The 15,502-nt window shown below is 66.3% G+C and carries 11 protein-coding genes; 6 read left to right on the top strand and 5 right to left on the bottom strand.

What is annotated here, in order from left to right; genetic code table 11:
- Nucleotides 1-153: 153 nt before the first annotated feature.
- Together purM and purN are read left to right on the top strand one after the other, a co-directional pair.
- Complete coding sequence (purM, locus tag K6301_RS03405; RefSeq protein ID WP_247219325.1) at nucleotides 154-1,227, top strand: phosphoribosylformylglycinamidine cyclo-ligase; 1,074 nt, start codon at nucleotides 154-156, stop codon at nucleotides 1,225-1,227.
- The gene (purN, locus tag K6301_RS03400; protein WP_247219323.1) at nucleotides 1,224-1,889 is read left to right on the top strand and encodes a phosphoribosylglycinamide formyltransferase; all 666 of its coding nucleotides are present in this window, start codon (nucleotides 1,224-1,226) and stop codon (nucleotides 1,887-1,889) included. Before purM ends, purN begins: the two co-directional genes overlap by 4 nt.
- Nucleotides 1,890-2,067: 178 nt before the next feature.
- Here purN and K6301_RS03395 read toward each other — a convergent pair whose 3' ends face one another.
- Nucleotides 2,068-2,844, bottom strand: a complete 777-nt coding sequence (locus K6301_RS03395; RefSeq protein WP_247219321.1) for a L,D-transpeptidase — start codon at nucleotides 2,842-2,844, stop codon at nucleotides 2,068-2,070.
- 231 nt (nucleotides 2,845-3,075) lie between these two features.
- Here K6301_RS03395 and K6301_RS03390 point away from each other — a divergent pair, with 231 nt between their 5' ends.
- From K6301_RS03390 to K6301_RS03380, 3 genes are all read left to right on the top strand, one after another.
- Entirely contained in the window at nucleotides 3,076-4,470 is a 1,395-nt protein-coding gene (locus K6301_RS03390) for a methylmalonyl-CoA mutase family protein (protein WP_247219318.1), read from the top strand.
- 289 nt (nucleotides 4,471-4,759) lie between these two features.
- Nucleotides 4,760-6,898: a methylmalonyl-CoA mutase gene (gene scpA, locus K6301_RS03385; protein WP_247219316.1), complete on the top strand. Its 2,139-nt coding sequence runs from the start codon at nucleotides 4,760-4,762 to the stop codon at nucleotides 6,896-6,898.
- Between the two features lie 264 nt (nucleotides 6,899-7,162).
- Nucleotides 7,163-8,122 (top strand): glutathione S-transferase family protein, encoded by a 960-nt coding sequence (locus K6301_RS03380; protein ID WP_247219314.1) that lies wholly within the window; start codon nucleotides 7,163-7,165, stop codon nucleotides 8,120-8,122.
- A 4-nt stretch (nucleotides 8,123-8,126) separates the two neighbouring features.
- Here K6301_RS03380 and K6301_RS03375 read toward each other — a convergent pair whose 3' ends face one another.
- The 4 genes from K6301_RS03375 to K6301_RS03360 all read right to left on the bottom strand — a co-directional run bounded on the left by K6301_RS03375 (nucleotide 8,127) and on the right by K6301_RS03360 (nucleotide 13,800).
- Nucleotides 8,127-8,549 (bottom strand): GNAT family N-acetyltransferase, encoded by a 423-nt coding sequence (locus tag K6301_RS03375; protein ID WP_247219312.1) that lies wholly within the window; start codon nucleotides 8,547-8,549, stop codon nucleotides 8,127-8,129.
- A 3-nt stretch (nucleotides 8,550-8,552) separates the two neighbouring features.
- The gene (locus K6301_RS03370; RefSeq protein ID WP_247219310.1) at nucleotides 8,553-10,193 is read right to left on the bottom strand and encodes a cisplatin damage response ATP-dependent DNA ligase; all 1,641 of its coding nucleotides are present in this window, start codon (nucleotides 10,191-10,193) and stop codon (nucleotides 8,553-8,555) included.
- Nucleotides 10,194-10,434: 241 nt separating this feature from the next.
- A complete protein-coding gene (locus K6301_RS03365) occupies nucleotides 10,435-11,445 on the bottom strand; it encodes a ligase-associated DNA damage response exonuclease (RefSeq protein WP_247219308.1) in 1,011 nt (336 codons plus the stop codon).
- A gap of 63 nt (nucleotides 11,446-11,508) precedes the next feature.
- Entirely contained in the window at nucleotides 11,509-13,800 is a 2,292-nt protein-coding gene (locus K6301_RS03360) for a putative bifunctional diguanylate cyclase/phosphodiesterase (protein ID WP_247219306.1), read from the bottom strand.
- 233 nt (nucleotides 13,801-14,033) lie between these two features.
- Between K6301_RS03360 and K6301_RS03355 the strand changes: the two genes are divergently transcribed.
- Entirely contained in the window at nucleotides 14,034-15,404 is a 1,371-nt protein-coding gene (locus tag K6301_RS03355) for a TIGR03808 family TAT-translocated repetitive protein (protein WP_247219304.1), read from the top strand.
- Nucleotides 15,405-15,502: the final 98 nt, after the last annotated feature.

Genomic DNA, 15,502 nt, shown 5'->3' with positions numbered 1-15,502 from the left:
TTTTCCTCGATTTCCCCATATCGCACTGGAATTCTTCTGGCCACAGGATGGGGCAAATCGGTGAAAAAAGCCCGGTTTTCCCGGCATTCGACTTGCACTTGCCGCGCCATCATGCCAATCGGGCGCGAACAGCCTGAACCCGGAGACGAGAGCATGAGCCAGTCGGAGAAGAACGGTCTGACCTATAGCGATGCAGGCGTCGATATCGATGCCGGCAACCTGATGGTCGAGAAGATCAAGCCGGCCGTGCGCTCGACGCGCCGCCCAGGTGCGGATGGCGAGATCGGCGGCTTCGGCGGCCTGTTCGACCTGAAGGCCGCCGGCTTCACGGATCCGGTCCTGGTGGCGGCCAATGACGGTGTGGGCACCAAGCTGAAGATCGCCATCGACGCCGACCGCCACGACACCGTCGGCATCGACCTCGTCGCCATGTGCGTCAACGATCTCGTGGTGCAGGGCGCCGAGCCGCTGTTCTTCCTCGACTACTTCGCCACCGGCAAGCTCGACCCGGATCAGGGTGCCGCCATCGTGCAGGGCATCGCCGAGGGCTGCCGCCAGGCCGGCTGCGCGCTGATCGGCGGCGAGACCGCCGAAATGCCGGGCATGTATTCGCATGGCGACTACGACCTCGCAGGCTTTGCCGTCGGTGCGGCCGAGCGCGGCCAGCTGCTGCCGGCCGGCGACATTGCCGAAGGCGACGTCATCCTCGGCCTCGCCTCCTCCGGCGTGCATTCCAACGGCTATTCGCTGGTGCGCAAGATCGTTTCGCTCTCCGGCCTCGCCTGGGATGCGGCCGCCCCGTTCGAGGCCGGCAAGACGCTCGGCGAAGCGCTGCTGACGCCGACGAAGATCTATGTGAAGCCGCTTCTCAAGGCGATCCGCGAGACCGGCTCCATCAAGGCGCTGGCCCACATCACCGGCGGCGGCTTTCCCGAAAACATTCCGCGCGTGCTGCCCAAGCACCTTGCCGCCGAGATCGACCTCGATGCCGTAAAGGCGCCGGCCGTATTCTCCTGGCTGGCCCGCACCGGCGGCGTGGAAGCCCGTGAAATGCTGCGCACCTTCAACTGCGGCGTCGGCATGATCGCCGTCGTGCCGGCCGACAAGGCCGATGCCGTTTCAGCCGTGCTTTCCGCCGAAGGCGAGACCGTCTTCCGCCTCGGCCGCATGGTCGGCCGCGACGAGGGTGCCGCCGGCACGATCTACAAGGGCACGCTCGCCCTATGACGACCCCGGCCCGCAAGCGCGTCGTCGCCTTCATTTCCGGCGGCGGCTCCAACATGCTGGCGCTGGCGAAGGCGGCGGAAGCGGCGGACTTCCCGGCCGAGATTGTCGCCGTCTTCTCCGACAAGGCGGATGCCGGCGGGCTCGCGAAGGCCGAAGCGCTCGGTATTGTGACGCGCACCTTCCTGCGGAAGGACTTTGCCGACAAGGAGGCCCACGAGGCGGCGATCCTTGCGGCGCTGGAGGCGCTTTCGCCCGATCTCATCTGCCTTGCCGGCTATATGCGGCTGCTCTCCGGCGCCTTCATCAACCGCTATGAAGGCCGCATCCTCAATATCCACCCGTCTCTGCTGCCGCTTTTTCCGGGGCTCCACACGCACCAGCGCGCCATCGACGCGGGCATGCGCCTTGCCGGCTGCACGGTGCATTTCGTGACGGAGGGCATGGACGAGGGTCCGGTGATCGTTCAGGCCGCCGTACCGGTGCTGCCGGCCGATACCGCCGATACGCTGGCCGCCCGCGTGCTGACGGTCGAGCACAGGAGCTATCCGCTCGCGCTGCGGCTCGTGGCGGACGGCAAGGTGCGCATGGAGGGCGGCAAGGCCGTGACATCCGGCGACCTGCCGCAGGGCGACGGCGCGCATCTCATTTCACCGGCGATTTAGGGGGATACCCCCCTCTGCCCTGCCGGGCATCTCCCCCACAAGGGGGGAGATTGAATCGCGGTTACGCCCCGCCCAACGCTATCGTTGCAAATGAAGAGATGTCCGAACGCCCAGCCAATCTCCCCACCTGTGGGGGAGATGCCCGGCAGGGCAGAGGGGGCCACAACGGAGCCTCCCATCAGATCACAAGAATCGGCGCCTTGCCCTTCACGCGGTCGTAGAGGTCCATCACATCCTGGTTGAGCATGCGCACGCAACCGGACGATACGGCCTTGCCGATCGATTTCCATTCCGGCGAGCCGTGCAGGCGGTAGAGCGTGTCCCGGCCGTTCTGGAAGATGTAGAGCGCGCGCGCGCCGAGCGGGTTGTTGAGGCCGCCGGCCATGCCGCCATTGGCGCCGGAATACTTTACCAGTTCCGGCTGGCGCTTGACCATTTCGTCCGGTGGCGTCCACTTCGGCCAGGCCTGCTTCCACTGGATGACGCCGCGGCCCGACCAGGCGAAGCCCTGCCGGCCGATGCCCACGCCGTAGCGCATGGCGCGGCCGTTGGCGAGGATCAGGTAGAGGAAGCGGTTGCCGGTATCGACGATGATCGTGCCCGGCCGCTCGGCGAAGGGGCTTTCCACCTCCTGGCGATAGAAGCGCGGATCGATCTGCTGGTAGGGCACGGCCGGCACCTGGAAGCCGCCGTCATAGACCGGGCCGTAGATCGCGGCATAGCGCGAGGAATCGGGCAGCAGGCCGGACGGCGGTGTCTGGCCGTAGATGCTGATCGGTCCGCGGTTGTCGATATATTCCGGCCGGCCCTCGAGCGCGGGATTGCGGAAATAAGGCCGGGTCTGCTCGCGGAACTCGTCGGTGTTCATGGACGAGGTGCAGCCGGCGAGGCCGCTGGCCATGGCAAGGCCGGAAAACTGGAGAAAGCGGCGGCGGGAAAGCGCGGTATCAGTCATGGAAGGGTCGGTATCCGTTTGACGGAGGCGGGAGAAGCGAGGCTGAATCACTAACGAATGCAGGGCGAATTAGGTCCACAACCCTGCCATAAATGTGGCAAATGCGGCTGGTGTCAGGCTTGCGCGCCACAATTGCGGCCGGGTGTCACCGATGCGTCACTCTACCAAAGTGGCCCTTTACGCTGTATCCCGGACGAATAGAAATGCCGCAACACGGGAGATGGCGACGGCATGGATGCGAGCATCTTGAGGACGGCGGGCTTTGCGCCCGTCGACGCGGCGGGCTGGAGGGCACTGGCGGAAAAGGCGCTGAAGGGCGCGGATTTCGACGCGACGCTGCTGTCGCACAGTGACGACGGCATCGCCATCCAGCCGATCTATCCGCGCCGCGAGGGCGCGCTGCCGATCGCCCACAGCCATGCCGCCACGCCGCATGCCGGCGACGCCTGGACCGTCAACCAGCGCCGCGACGATGCCGATCAGGCCCGCGCCCGCGCGCAGATGGCCGACGACCTGGAGAATGGCGCAACGGGCATCGCCCTCGTCTTCAAGGGCAGTGCAAGCACCCATGGCGCGGGCATGACGGCGAGCGGCGAAACCGCCTTCGCCAAAACGGCGGCCGCCCGCGCCGCCACGCCGTTTTCGCTGCGCCTCGAAGCCAACTTTCAAGACAAAGCGCTGTCCGCGACGCTCGCCCGCGCGCTGGACAAGGCGGATGCCCGCAGCGCGCCCGTGCATTTCGGGCTCGATCCCTACAGCGCGGCCCTTTCCGGCACCTCCAGTGAAGCAGGAGAATCCGCCGCCCGCGCCAAGGACTTGATCAGCTTCGGTTTTTTCGGAACGGTGCTGAATGCCGACGGCCGCCTTGCGCACAACGCCGGCGCGGGTGAGGTGCTGGAACTCGCCATCGTCGCGGCCGCGCTGGCGGAAAACCTGCGCCGGCTCAATGCCGCCGGCCTTGCGCCGGAAACGACGTTTGCCGCCACCGCGCTCTGCCTTGCGGCCGACCAGGACCAGTTCCTCACGACCGCGAAATTCCGTGCCGCGCGGCTCCTCCACGCGCGCATGCAGGCGGCCTGCGGCATTTCGGAAACGAAGCCGGCGCATATCCATGCCGAGACGAGCTGGCGCATGCTGACGCGGCTCGACCCCGAGACCAACATCCTGCGCAACACCATCGCGGTGTTTTCCGCCGGCACCGGCGGCGCCGACGAGATCACCGTGCTGCCGCACACGCTGGCGCTCGGCGTGCCCGATCCCTTCGCGCGCCGCATCGCGCGCAACACGCAGGTCGTGCTCATCACCGAAAGCCACCTCGCCCATGTCGCCGACCCCGCCGCGGGCGCTGGCGGCATCGAGGCGCTGACGGATGCGCTGGCGGAAAAGGCGTGGGAGGTGTTCGCGGATATCGAGAAGGCCGGCGGGCTTTCGGCTGCGATCGCCTCGGGCAGGATCAAGGCGATGGTGGAGGCAGCGCGTGCGGCGCGACGCGTGCGGCCCATTGTGGGGACCACGCTGTTTGCGCTGAAGGCGGAGCGTCCGGTAACGGTGCTCGGGCCCCTGTCGGACGTCGCCACGCCGGGGCTTCGGCCCGTGTTGCTGGCGGACTGCGTGGAGGCGGCGTGATGCGGATGATATACCCCGCTCTGCCCTGCCGGGCATCAGCCACTTCGACAGCTAGCGCCTATGGAAATGGCAACGTATCTCCCTCTTCCTTCTCCCCCACGGGGAGAAGGTGGCCCGAAGGGTCGGATGAGGGGGTGTTCACGACGGGTGGCGCCGGCGCCGCCCGCTCATCCGCCTGCCGGCACCTTCTCCCCGTGGGGGAGAAGGGGGAAGCGGCAACGTTACGCCAACTCGCTGATGGCGAGATACTCAGGGGGGCCTCATGCCACGGCAGACGCGGAGCCGCCGCATGAGCCGGATTCCCGACTTCTCATCCATCGCCTGGTCGAAACCCGCCGCCCCCACCGCCCCCGCCGGCGAGGCCGCATGGCAGACGCCGGAGGGCATTGCGGTGGCCGGCGCGTATGGCGAGGCGGATCTGGCCGGCCTTTCCTATCTCGATACCTGGCCGGGTGCCGCCCCCTATCTGCGCGGCCCCTACCCCACCATGTATGTCCAGCAACCCTGGACGATCCGGCAATATGCCGGTTTTTCCACGGCGGAGGAATCCAACGCCTTCTACCGCCGTAACCTCGCGGCCGGGCAGAAAGGGCTTTCCGTCGCCTTCGATCTTGCGACCCATCGCGGCTATGACAGCGACCATCCGCGCGTGGCCGGCGATGTCGGCATGGCGGGCGTGGCGATCGATTCCCTTCTCGACATGCGCCAGCTCTTCGATGGTATTCCGCTCGATCAGATGAGCGTGTCGATGACCATGAACGGCGCGGTGCTGCCGATCATGGCCTTGTTCATCGTCGCGGCCGAGGAACAGGGCGTGTCGGAGGACAAGCTGTCCGGGACCATCCAGAACGACATCCTCAAGGAGTTCATGGTCCGCAACACCTATATCTATCCGCCGCAGCCCTCGATGCGGATCATCTCCGACATCTTCAGCTATACCAGCCGGCGCATGCCGAAGTTCAACTCGATCTCGATTTCCGGCTACCACATGCAGGAAGCGGGCGCGACGGCGGACCTGGAGCTGGCCTATACCATCGCCGACGGCATCGAATATGCCCGCGCGGGCGTGGCCGCAGGGCTCGACATCGACACCTTCGCGCCGCGGCTTTCCTTCTTCTGGGCGATCGGCATGAACTTCTTCATGGAGGTCGCCAAGATGCGCGCCGCGCGCCTCATCTGGGCCGCGCTGATGAAGACGAATTTCGCGCCGAGGGATGCAAGGTCGCTGGCGCTTCGCACCCATTGCCAGACGTCCGGCTGGTCGCTCACCGCGCAGGACCCGATGAACAATGTCATGCGCACCATGGTCGAGGCGATGGCGGCCACGCAGGGGCATACGCAATCGCTGCACACCAACTCCTTCGACGAGGCGCTGGCGCTGCCCACCGACCATTCCGCCCGTATCGCCCGCAACACGCAGATCCTGCTTCAGAAGGAGAGCGGCACGACGCGGATCATCGATCCCTGGGGCGGCTCGGCCTATGTCGAGCGTCTCACGCACGATCTTGCCGCGCGCGCGCTCTCCCATATCGAGGAGGTCGAGGCGCTCGGCGGCATGGCAAAGGCCATCGAGAAGGGCATTCCCAAGCTCAGGATCGAAGAGGCGGCGGCGCGCACACAGGCGCGCATCGATAGTGGCCAGCAGACCGTCGTCGGCGTGAACTTCTCGCGGCCGGAGCGCGATATCGAGGTGGATGTGCTCAAGGTCGACAATTCGGAGGTGCGGGCCCGCCAGCTCGCCAAGCTCCAGCAGCTCAAGGGCACGCGCGACACGGCGGCCGCCGAAAGCGCACTCGATGCCCTGACGGACGTTGCGAAGAGCGGCGACGGCAATCTCCTGGAATTCGCCGTGAAGGCCGCCCGCGCCCGCGCCACCGTGGGCGAGATCGCGCTTGCGCTGGAAAAGGCCTTCGGCCGCCATGTCGCGGAAATCCGCACCATTTCGGGCGTCTACCGCAAGGAGATGGGCGCGGACGACCGGGCCTTCAACACGGCAATCGGCAAGGTCGCAGCCTTCGAAAAGGCAAGGCGCGAGAAGCCCGCCATCCTTGTCGCCAAGATGGGGCAGGACGGGCACGACCGCGGCCAGAAGGTGATCGCCACGGCCTTTGCCGATCTCGGCTTCAATGTCATCGTCGGCGCCATGTTCCAGACGCCGGAGGAAGTGGCGGAGCTCGCCATCCGCGAGGGCGCGCATATCGTGGGCGCCTCGTCGCTTGCCGCCGGGCACCTGACGCTGGTGCCGGAACTGAAGGCCGCCCTGGTCAAGCGCGGCGCGCGCGACATGCTGATCGCAGTGGGCGGCGTCATCCCGCCGCAGGATTTCGCCGCGCTGGAACAGGCCGGCGCCGACGCCATCTTCCCGCCGGGAACGGTGATCGCCGATGCAGCCTCGGCGCTGATCGACCGGCTGATGGCGGAAGGATAGCACCCTCCGCCGACGACAATCTCAGCGCAGACGGACGGCATGCCCGATACCTCGCCACTATCCCCCTTCTCCCCCACGGGGAGAAGGGGAAGCGTTGCACCGTCTTCGCGAAACGCAATCGTCGAACGGGAAGCAGAGGTTGGGGCGACAATCTCCACAGCACGGCGCCCCGCCCTGTGAACGCTGTGTCAATCTACACGCGAATTGCCGTTTGCACGCGCGCGGGATACGGCTGGAGCAGAGGCAAGGACATGAGGTGACACGATGCTCGTCAATGGCAAGTGGACGGAAGACTGGCAGCCGGTTCAGGCGACGGACGCCAAGGGCGGTTTCGTGCGGCAGGTTTCGAGCTTCCGCAACTGGGTGACGCCCGATGGCAGCGCCGGGCCGACGGGCGAAGGCGGCTTTCCCGCCGAAAAGGGCCGCTACCAGCTCTACGTCGCCTATATCTGCCCCTGGGCCTCGCGCACGCTGATCGCGCGCAAGCTGAAGAAGCTCGACGACGTGATCTCCGTCTCCGTCGTGCAGCCGGCGCTCTCCGACCAGGGCTGGCAATTCGGCGACTATCCGGGCTCCAACCGCGACGACCTGAACGGCGCGACCTATATGCATGAGCTCTATACCCGCGCCGCGCCTACCTTCACCGGCCGCGCGACCGTACCCGTGCTGTGGGACAAGGACAGGAAGACCATCGTCAACAACGAGTCCGCCGACATCGTACGCATGCTCAACAGCGGCTTCGGCCGCCTTGCCGATGAAAGCGTCGACCTCTATCCCGAGCCGCTTCGCGCCGACATCGATGCCCTCAACGAGCGCATCTATCCCGCGCTCAACAACGGCGTCTACCGCGCCGGGTTCGCCACGACCCAGGTCGCCTATGAGGAAGCCTATCAGGGCGTCTTCGCCATGCTGGACGAGCTCGAAACCCGCCTTGCCGACGGCCGCGCCTTCCTAACCGGCGAGACCTTCACGGAAGCCGATATCCGCCTCTTCGTGACACTCATCCGCTTCGACGCGGCCTATTTCGGCCTGTTCAAATGCAACCGCCAGCGCCTGGCCGACTATGCGGCGCTCTCAGCCTACACGAAGCGCGTGCTCGACCTGCCGGGCGTGCGCGAGACGGTCAGAATCGACCATATCAAGAACGGCTATTATTCGATCAAGTCATTGAATCCGAACCGCATCGTTCCGATCGGGCCGGACCTTTCAGCGCTGGGGCTTTAGTCGCTCAACCAATCGTCTTCGCCATCAAGGGATTGCGCTTGCTGGCGTCGATGATGGTCCAGCCAAGCCTCTCATAGAAGACGGTTGCGTCCTGCGCGGAATGGACGTTGATCTGTCGGACGCCCCTGCCTGCGGCAAACCGCTCGATCGCCTGCAACATCGCGGTTCCGATTCCGCGCCCCTGATAGGCGGGCAGGACGGCCACCATCCTCAGCGTACCGACCTCGCGTGCCTGGTCCAGGCGAGCGGTTCCCAAGGGCTCGCTAGTCCGCAGAAACAACAGCGGAATGTGCCCTTCGGCATGGTCGTCCGGATGGTGCTCGTCATAGTCGGCGCGACCGCGCAGCTCATAGAGCACGTGGCGGCGGATGAAATGGTAGGCGACCCAGTCAGCATCATGCTCGACCTGCCGGAGTTCTGCGTCCATCGCTCACGGCCCTTTGACGACGCCTTCGCGGGCGTCGATCATTGCCATCAGAGTCTCCAGCCGGTCCGCATCGGCCGGCAGCTTGTCCTGCCTTAGCCGTGCGATACGAGGGAAGCGCATGGCGACGCCGGATTTGTGGCGGTTCGAGCGGTTGATGCCTTCGAAGGCCACTTCCAGCACGAAGCCGTGGGCAGGTTCGGCGCGCACGGCGCGCACGGGGCCGAAGCGCTCGGTCGTGTTGTTGCGCACGAAGCGGTCGAGCACTTCGAGTTCGGCATCGGTGAAGCCGAAATAGGCTTTTCCGACCGGCACCAGCACATCGCCGTCGGGACCTTCCGTCCAGACGCCGAAGGTGAAATCCGAATAGTAGCTCGAGCGTTTGCCGTGGCCGCGCTGGGCATACATCATGACGGCGTCGATGTTGAACGGATCGCGCTTCCACTTGAACCACGGGCCCTTCATGCGGCCGGCCTGGTAGGGACTGTCGAGGCGCTTGATCATCACGCCCTCGATGACCGGATCGGGCGGATCGCGGCGGATGGCCTCCAGTTCCTCCCATGTCGCGAAGGGCACGAGCGGCGAGAGGTCGAAGCGGTCGTGCGGGGTCTTGTCGATGAGGCCGGCGAGCCGCTTCCGGCGTTCGGTGAAGGCGTCCGGGCGCACATCCACCTCGCCTTCGAACAGAACGTCATAGGCGCGCACGAAGGCGGGATAGTCCTCCAGCATCTTCGTGTTGACCGTCTTGCGGTTCAGCCGCTGCTGGAGATCGGAGAAGGTGCGCGTGGGGCTGTTCGTGCGCGCCGTGCCGCCGACAAGCAGTTCGCCGTCCACTACGCCTTCGAAATTCATGGCATCGAGCACATCCGGGAAGGCGGCGGAGATATCGTCGCCGGAGCGGGAATAGAGCCGCCGCGTCGCGCCTGAAGACGACATCTGCACGCGAATGCCGTCCCATTTCCATTCCGCGGCGAAATCGGCGGGGTCGAGATTGACGAGATCGCCGTCCCCCACTGGATTGGCCAGCATGACGGAATGGAAGATCGCCGGCGTGGCCAAAACCGGGCGCTCCGCCCTGCCCTCCAGCCAGGCGAACAGCGGCTCGTAGGGCGGCTCCAGTCCGTGCCACAGCGTCTCGATCTCGGTCACGTCCATGCCGGAGAATTCGGCGAGCGCCTGCTTGGCGAGACGCGCCGAGACGCCGATGCGCAGGGCGCCGGTGGCGAGCTTCAGGAAGGCGAAGCGGCCGGAGGGATCGAGCCGGTCGAGCAGATCGCGCACCGCGCCGCGCACCTCCGTGCGGCCGAGCCCGTTCATGCGGGTGACGACGGCGCTCAGGCTCGGCTCGGCTTCATCGGGCACGCGCTCCTTGCGCTCCTGGTCCCAGACCAGCGCGATGGTCTCGGCAAGGTCGCCGACATAGTCGTAGGAATAGCGAAACAGCACCGCATCCATGCGCTCGAGCACCAGCTCGCGCAGCAGCGCCGGCTTGACGCTCTTCAGGTCGAGCGTGCCGGCGATGGCGGCAAGGCCATAGCCCCGATCAGGGTCCGGCGTATCGCGGAAGTAATCGGCCAGCAGCTTCAGCTTGCCGTTGCGCGACGGGGTGAGGACGAGGCGGTCGAGAAGGGTGGAGAAGGCTTTCATGGGCACAACTCCGCGATGAACCCGCCCCGCGAGGCCTTTTTTTCGGAACCGACGTCTATTGCCCGAGGCTGCGCTTCTTGCCCCTTCTCCCCCGCGGGGAGAAGGTCGCGGCAGCGGGATGAGGGGGGTGCGCTGACGGTGAGGGTCGCGCAGGCCCCTTCATCCGACCCTTCGGGCCACCTTCTCCCCACGGGGGAGAAGGGAAAAGCCGCACCGCGCCTTCGGGACAGGCCGCCCACCATCAATCCCCCTCGTCCTCATAACCCACCAGATGCAGCGGTCGTGCCGGAAGGCCGGCGAGTTCGCACCAGCGCACCAGCGCCTCCTCGCGGCCGTGGGTGACCCATACCTCCTGCGGGGCGAGTTCGCGGATCGTCTCGGTCAGTTCCGGCCAGTCGCAATGGTCGGAGATGACGAGCGGCAGCTCGACGCCGCCCTGTTTGGCGCGCTGGCGCACCATCATCCAGCCGGAGGCGAAGGCGATGAGCGGTTCGTTGAAGCGGCGCGCCCATCGGTCGGCGAAGGCCGAGGGCGGCCCGACGATGACGGCGCCGCGGAAATCCGTCTTGTCGCCCTTCTCGACGGTCGCCGGGCGCAGGTCGCCGAGCTCGATGCCGCGGCTGACATAGTAATCGCAGAGCCTGGCGAGCGAGCCGTGGATATAGATTGGCGCATCGTAGCCGCAGTCGCGCAGCAGGCGGATGACGCGCTGCGACTTGCCGAGCGAATAGGCGCCGACGAGATGGCTGCGCTCGGGAAACTGCCGGAGCGAGGTGATGAGCTTTCCCATCTCCGCCTTCGGATCGGGATGGTGGAAGACCGGCAGCCCGAAGGTCGCCTCGGTGATGAAGATGTCGCAGGGCACCGGCTCATAGGCCGCGCAGGTGGGGTCGACCCCCCGCTTGTAATCACCCGATGCGACGATGCGCAAGCCGTCCTTCTCCACGGCGATCTGGGCCGAGCCGAGCACATGGCCGGCCGGATGGAAGGAGACGGTGACGCCGTTGACCTCGATGCGCGCGCCGAAGGCGGCGGACTGGCGCGTGCCGCAGAAATCCGCGCCGTAGCGGATTTCCATGATGTCGAGCGTTTCCTGCGTGGCGAGCACGGCGCCGTGGCCGGCACGGGCATGGTCCGAATGGCCATGGGTGACCAGCGCGCGCGTCACCGGCCGGACGGGATCGATATAGAAATCGCCTGCGGGACAATAGAGGCCGGCGGGGGCCGGACGGAGGAGCTGATCGGGCTTCATGCCAGGTAACGTTGGCGCCGCCACGGCAATGTCAAGGGGCGACCGCCGCGATGCCGGCCCGCATCAGCACTCGGACAGGCAGAGAAGGGCCTGGAGGGCCATCGCGTCGATGGGACGGCTGATGTGGTAACCCTGGATCTCGTCGCAGCCGGCCTCGCGCAGGAAATCCAGCTGCTCGCGCGTTTCCACGCCCTCGGCGATGACGCGCAGCTGCAGCAAGTGCCCGAGCGAGATGACGGCCGTGGCGATGGCGGCATCGTCGCTGTCGCCGGGCAGGTCCTGCACGAAGGAACGGTCGATCTTGAGACGGCCCACGGGAAAGCGCTTGAGCGAGCTGAGGCTGGAATAACCCGTGCCGAAATCGTCGATGGCCAGGTGAACGCCGAGCTGCTCCAGCCGGTGCATGGTCTCCACCGCCTGCTGCACATCCTCCATGATGAGGCTCTCGGTCAGCTCCAGCTCCAGGTAGCGTGCCTCCAGACCGCTTTCCTCAAGGGCTGCCGCGACGCGCTCGACCCAGTCACGTTCCTGGAACTGGCGAGCGGAGACGTTGACGCTGACGACGATGGGCGGCAGGCCGGACAGCTGCCAGGCCTTGTTCTGCCGGCAGGCGGTGCGCAGCGTCCAGTCACCGATCGGGCCGATGAGGCCGGTTTCCTCGGCAAGCGGAATGAACTCGCCCGGCGAGACGATGCCGCGTTCGGGATGGCGCCAGCGGATCAGCGCCTCGACGGCGAAGATGCGGCCGGTCACGAGGTCCATCTGCGGCTGGTACTGGAGGAAGAATTCGGTCTGGGCGAGCGCGCGGCGCAGCTCCTCCTGCCGCTCCAGCTTCTCGTGAGCGCGGTCGGCGAGCTCGAAGGTGAAGACCTGAACGGCGTCGCGGCCGATCTCCTTGGCGCGGTACATGGCCATGTCGGCGCGCGCCAGAAGCTCGCTGACATTGCGGCCGTGTTCGGGGTAGACGGCGACACCCATGCTGCACGTCACCTGGAACGACCGGCCGTCGATCTCGACGGGCTCGGCCACGGCCTCGCGCACGGAGCGCAGCCGGTCCTCGACCGCCTCGCCGCGGCGCATCGCCCCGCTGATGAGGATGACGAACTCGTCGCCGCCCAGGCGCACGATGCTGTCGCTTGCGCGGATACAGCCCTGCATGCGCGCCGCCACGATCTTCAAGAGTTCATCGCCCGCGTGGTGGCCGAGGCTGTCATTGACCAGCTTGAAGTTGTCGAGGTCGATGAAGGCGAGCGTCATGGAGCCGCCGCGATCGTCGGCCGCCTCGATGGCGGAGGCCACGCGCTCGTCCAGCATGCTGCGGTTCGGCAGGCCGGTCAGCGTGTCGTGATGCGCCATGTACTGGATGCTGTCTTCGGCTTCCTTGCGCTCGATGGCGATGCCGGCGATGTGGGTCGCCATGCCGACGAGTTTCGTGCATTCGGCCGACGGCTCCCCGGTTTCGCGGCTATAGAGCGCGAAGGTGCCGAGCACCCTGCCCTGATAGGACCGGATGGGCCAGGACCAGCAGGCGCGGGAAGCGATGCCCAGCGCGAGGTGCCTGAAATCGGCCCAGAGGGGATCGGTCTCGATATCGGCGACGATGACCGGTTCGCCACGCCACATGGCGGTTCCGCACGAGCCCACGGTCGGGCCGATCTCCAGCCCTTCGATCAGCCTGCAATAGCCGGCATCGAGGTTGGGCGCGGCCCCGTTGACGATATGCCGGCCATCCGGCGACAGCCGCAGGATCGATCCGGTCACGTCGGGCACATGCGCCTCGATCAGGAGGATAAGGGCCGAGAAGACATCGGTCAGCGGTTCGCCGAGCGCGATCATCTTGAGAAGGTCCGCCTGTCCGCGATGCAGGCTTTCCGCCAGCTTGCGTTCGGTAATGTCGCGCGCCGTGCCGACGATGCCGATCACCTCGCCGTTGCCGTTGCGCACCGGCAGCTTGGAGGAGAGCATCCATTTCAGGTTGCCGGCGGCATCGCGGATCTGATCCTCCATGTCCAGCATGGGCCGGCCGGTGCGGATGATCTCCTGCTCGGTGTTGAAGAAATGACGGGCCGTGGCCTCGGGGTGGAGTTCGAAATCGGAGAGGCCCACCAGGCTCTCGCGCCCGTTGTCGGCGGTGATCGCGCGGTTGGCGACGACGAAGCGACAGGACAGGTCCTTGAAATAGAGGTAGTCCGGCACCTCGTCGATCATGGCTTCGAGCCAGATGGTGCGCTCGCTCTGCGCCGCAGCCAGCGGAAACAACCGGGCCGCCTCGGCCATCAGGCGTTCGCTGGCCGACATCAGCCGGGCCGTCGCGTCGGCTTCATCGTTGCCAAGGTGAGACAGTTGCGTCGACATGAACCCTTGCATTCCCGAACGCGAGGATGCGCATTGTCGCCGCCTCCTCTCACACAACCGGGAAATCGTACACCTCGACTCGTTATCCAATCCTGAACGAAACCGGCGAAATACCGCGCATCCGGCGCATTTCGGGAAGCATGACAACCCACGCTGGCGGAAAAGCCGCCTGTGCCGTTTCGACACAAATCCATCTGGCACGCTTCCTGCAGCACGTCGGCAAAGGAGCTGTGATGGTTACCAGAAGGTCATTTCTGTCGGGTCTTGCGCTGGGAGCGGCCGGCGCCGCGACGGGCGCCCGCGCGCAGACGCAGCGCGTCCCGGTCCTGGATGTCGACCTGAGGGGCAGCATCGACGCGGCCGCACATGGCATTCGCCCCGGCGCGGGCGACCGCAAGAGCAAGGCCTTCGCCAAGCTGCTGAAGGATGCGGCGGCGAAGAACATGCCGGTGTTCCTGCCGCCCGGCGACTATGTGATCTCCAACCTGACCCTGCCCGACAACACGCGGCTGACCGGCGTACCCGGCGCGACCCGCATCGTCTATGGCGGCGACGGCCACCTCTTCGCCGCCGATGGCGCCACCCGCATCGAGCTTGCCAATCTCGTCATCGACGGGGCGAACCGCTGGCTGGACGACACCGTGCAGGGTCTGCTCAACGTCTCCGCCGTCGCTGACGTCACCATCGAGAACTGCGAAATCCAGGGCTCGGCCAAGAGCGCGATCTACATGGAGCGCTCGGGCGGGCGCATCGAACGCAGCCGCATTTCCGGCGCGGCCGACCACGCGATCCATGCGGTCGAAAGCCAGACGCTTTCGGTCACCGGCAACCACGTCTTCGACTGCGGCAATGGCGGCATCCTCATCCACCGCTGGCAGGCCGGCCGCGACGGCAGCATCGTCTCGGGCAACCGCATCGCCCGCATTTCCGCCACGCGCGGCGGCACCGGGCAATATGGCAACGGCATCAATATCTTCCGCGCCGACGACGTGATGATCACCAACAACTATGTCTCCGGCTGCGCCTTCTCGGCAATCCGCGCCAATGCGGGCTCGAACGTGCAGATATCGGGCAATACCTGCCTCGACAGCGGCGAGACGGCGATCTATTCGGAATTCGGCTTCACCGGCGCCATCGTCAACGGCAACCTGATCGACGGCGCGGCCAACGGCATCCTCATCGTCAATTTCAACGAGGGCGGGCGGCTTGCCACCGTCACCGGAAACGTCGTGCGCAACCTGAAGCTCGACGGGCCCTATATCCACGACGGCGCGGGCTTCGGCTTCGGCATCGCGGTGGAGGCCGATACGGTCCTGTCCGGAAACACCGTGGAAAACGCACCGAAATGGGGGCTGGCGCTCGGCTGGGGGCCCTATATGCGCGGCCTCGTCGTCAACGGAAACCTCGTGCGCAACAGCCCGATCGGCTGCGCCGTGAGCGTGGTGGAGGGCGCGGGCTCGGCGCTGATCTCCGGCAACATCTTCGAGGAAACCCGAACCGCCGCCATCGCCGGCTTCCGCTGGAACGAGCGCACGACGGACGACCTTGCGACGGCGTCAGAAAGCTATCCGCACCTGACGATCGAACGGAACAGGACGGGCTGAGCCCGTTTCGGTTGCGTCTCTTTTTCTGCCCGAACAAAGAGACGCATGGGACGAGGGGGTAGCGTCCGGGCCGCCCCCTCGTCCGCATTCATCGCGCG

Origin of the sequence: Shinella oryzae (assembly GCF_023038235.1) — a bacterium.
In the GTDB taxonomy this organism is placed as follows: domain Bacteria; phylum Pseudomonadota; class Alphaproteobacteria; order Rhizobiales; family Rhizobiaceae; genus Shinella; species Shinella sumterensis.
The sequence above is the reverse complement of the archived record's forward strand: the minus strand, read 5'-3'. Positions and strand labels throughout refer to the sequence as shown.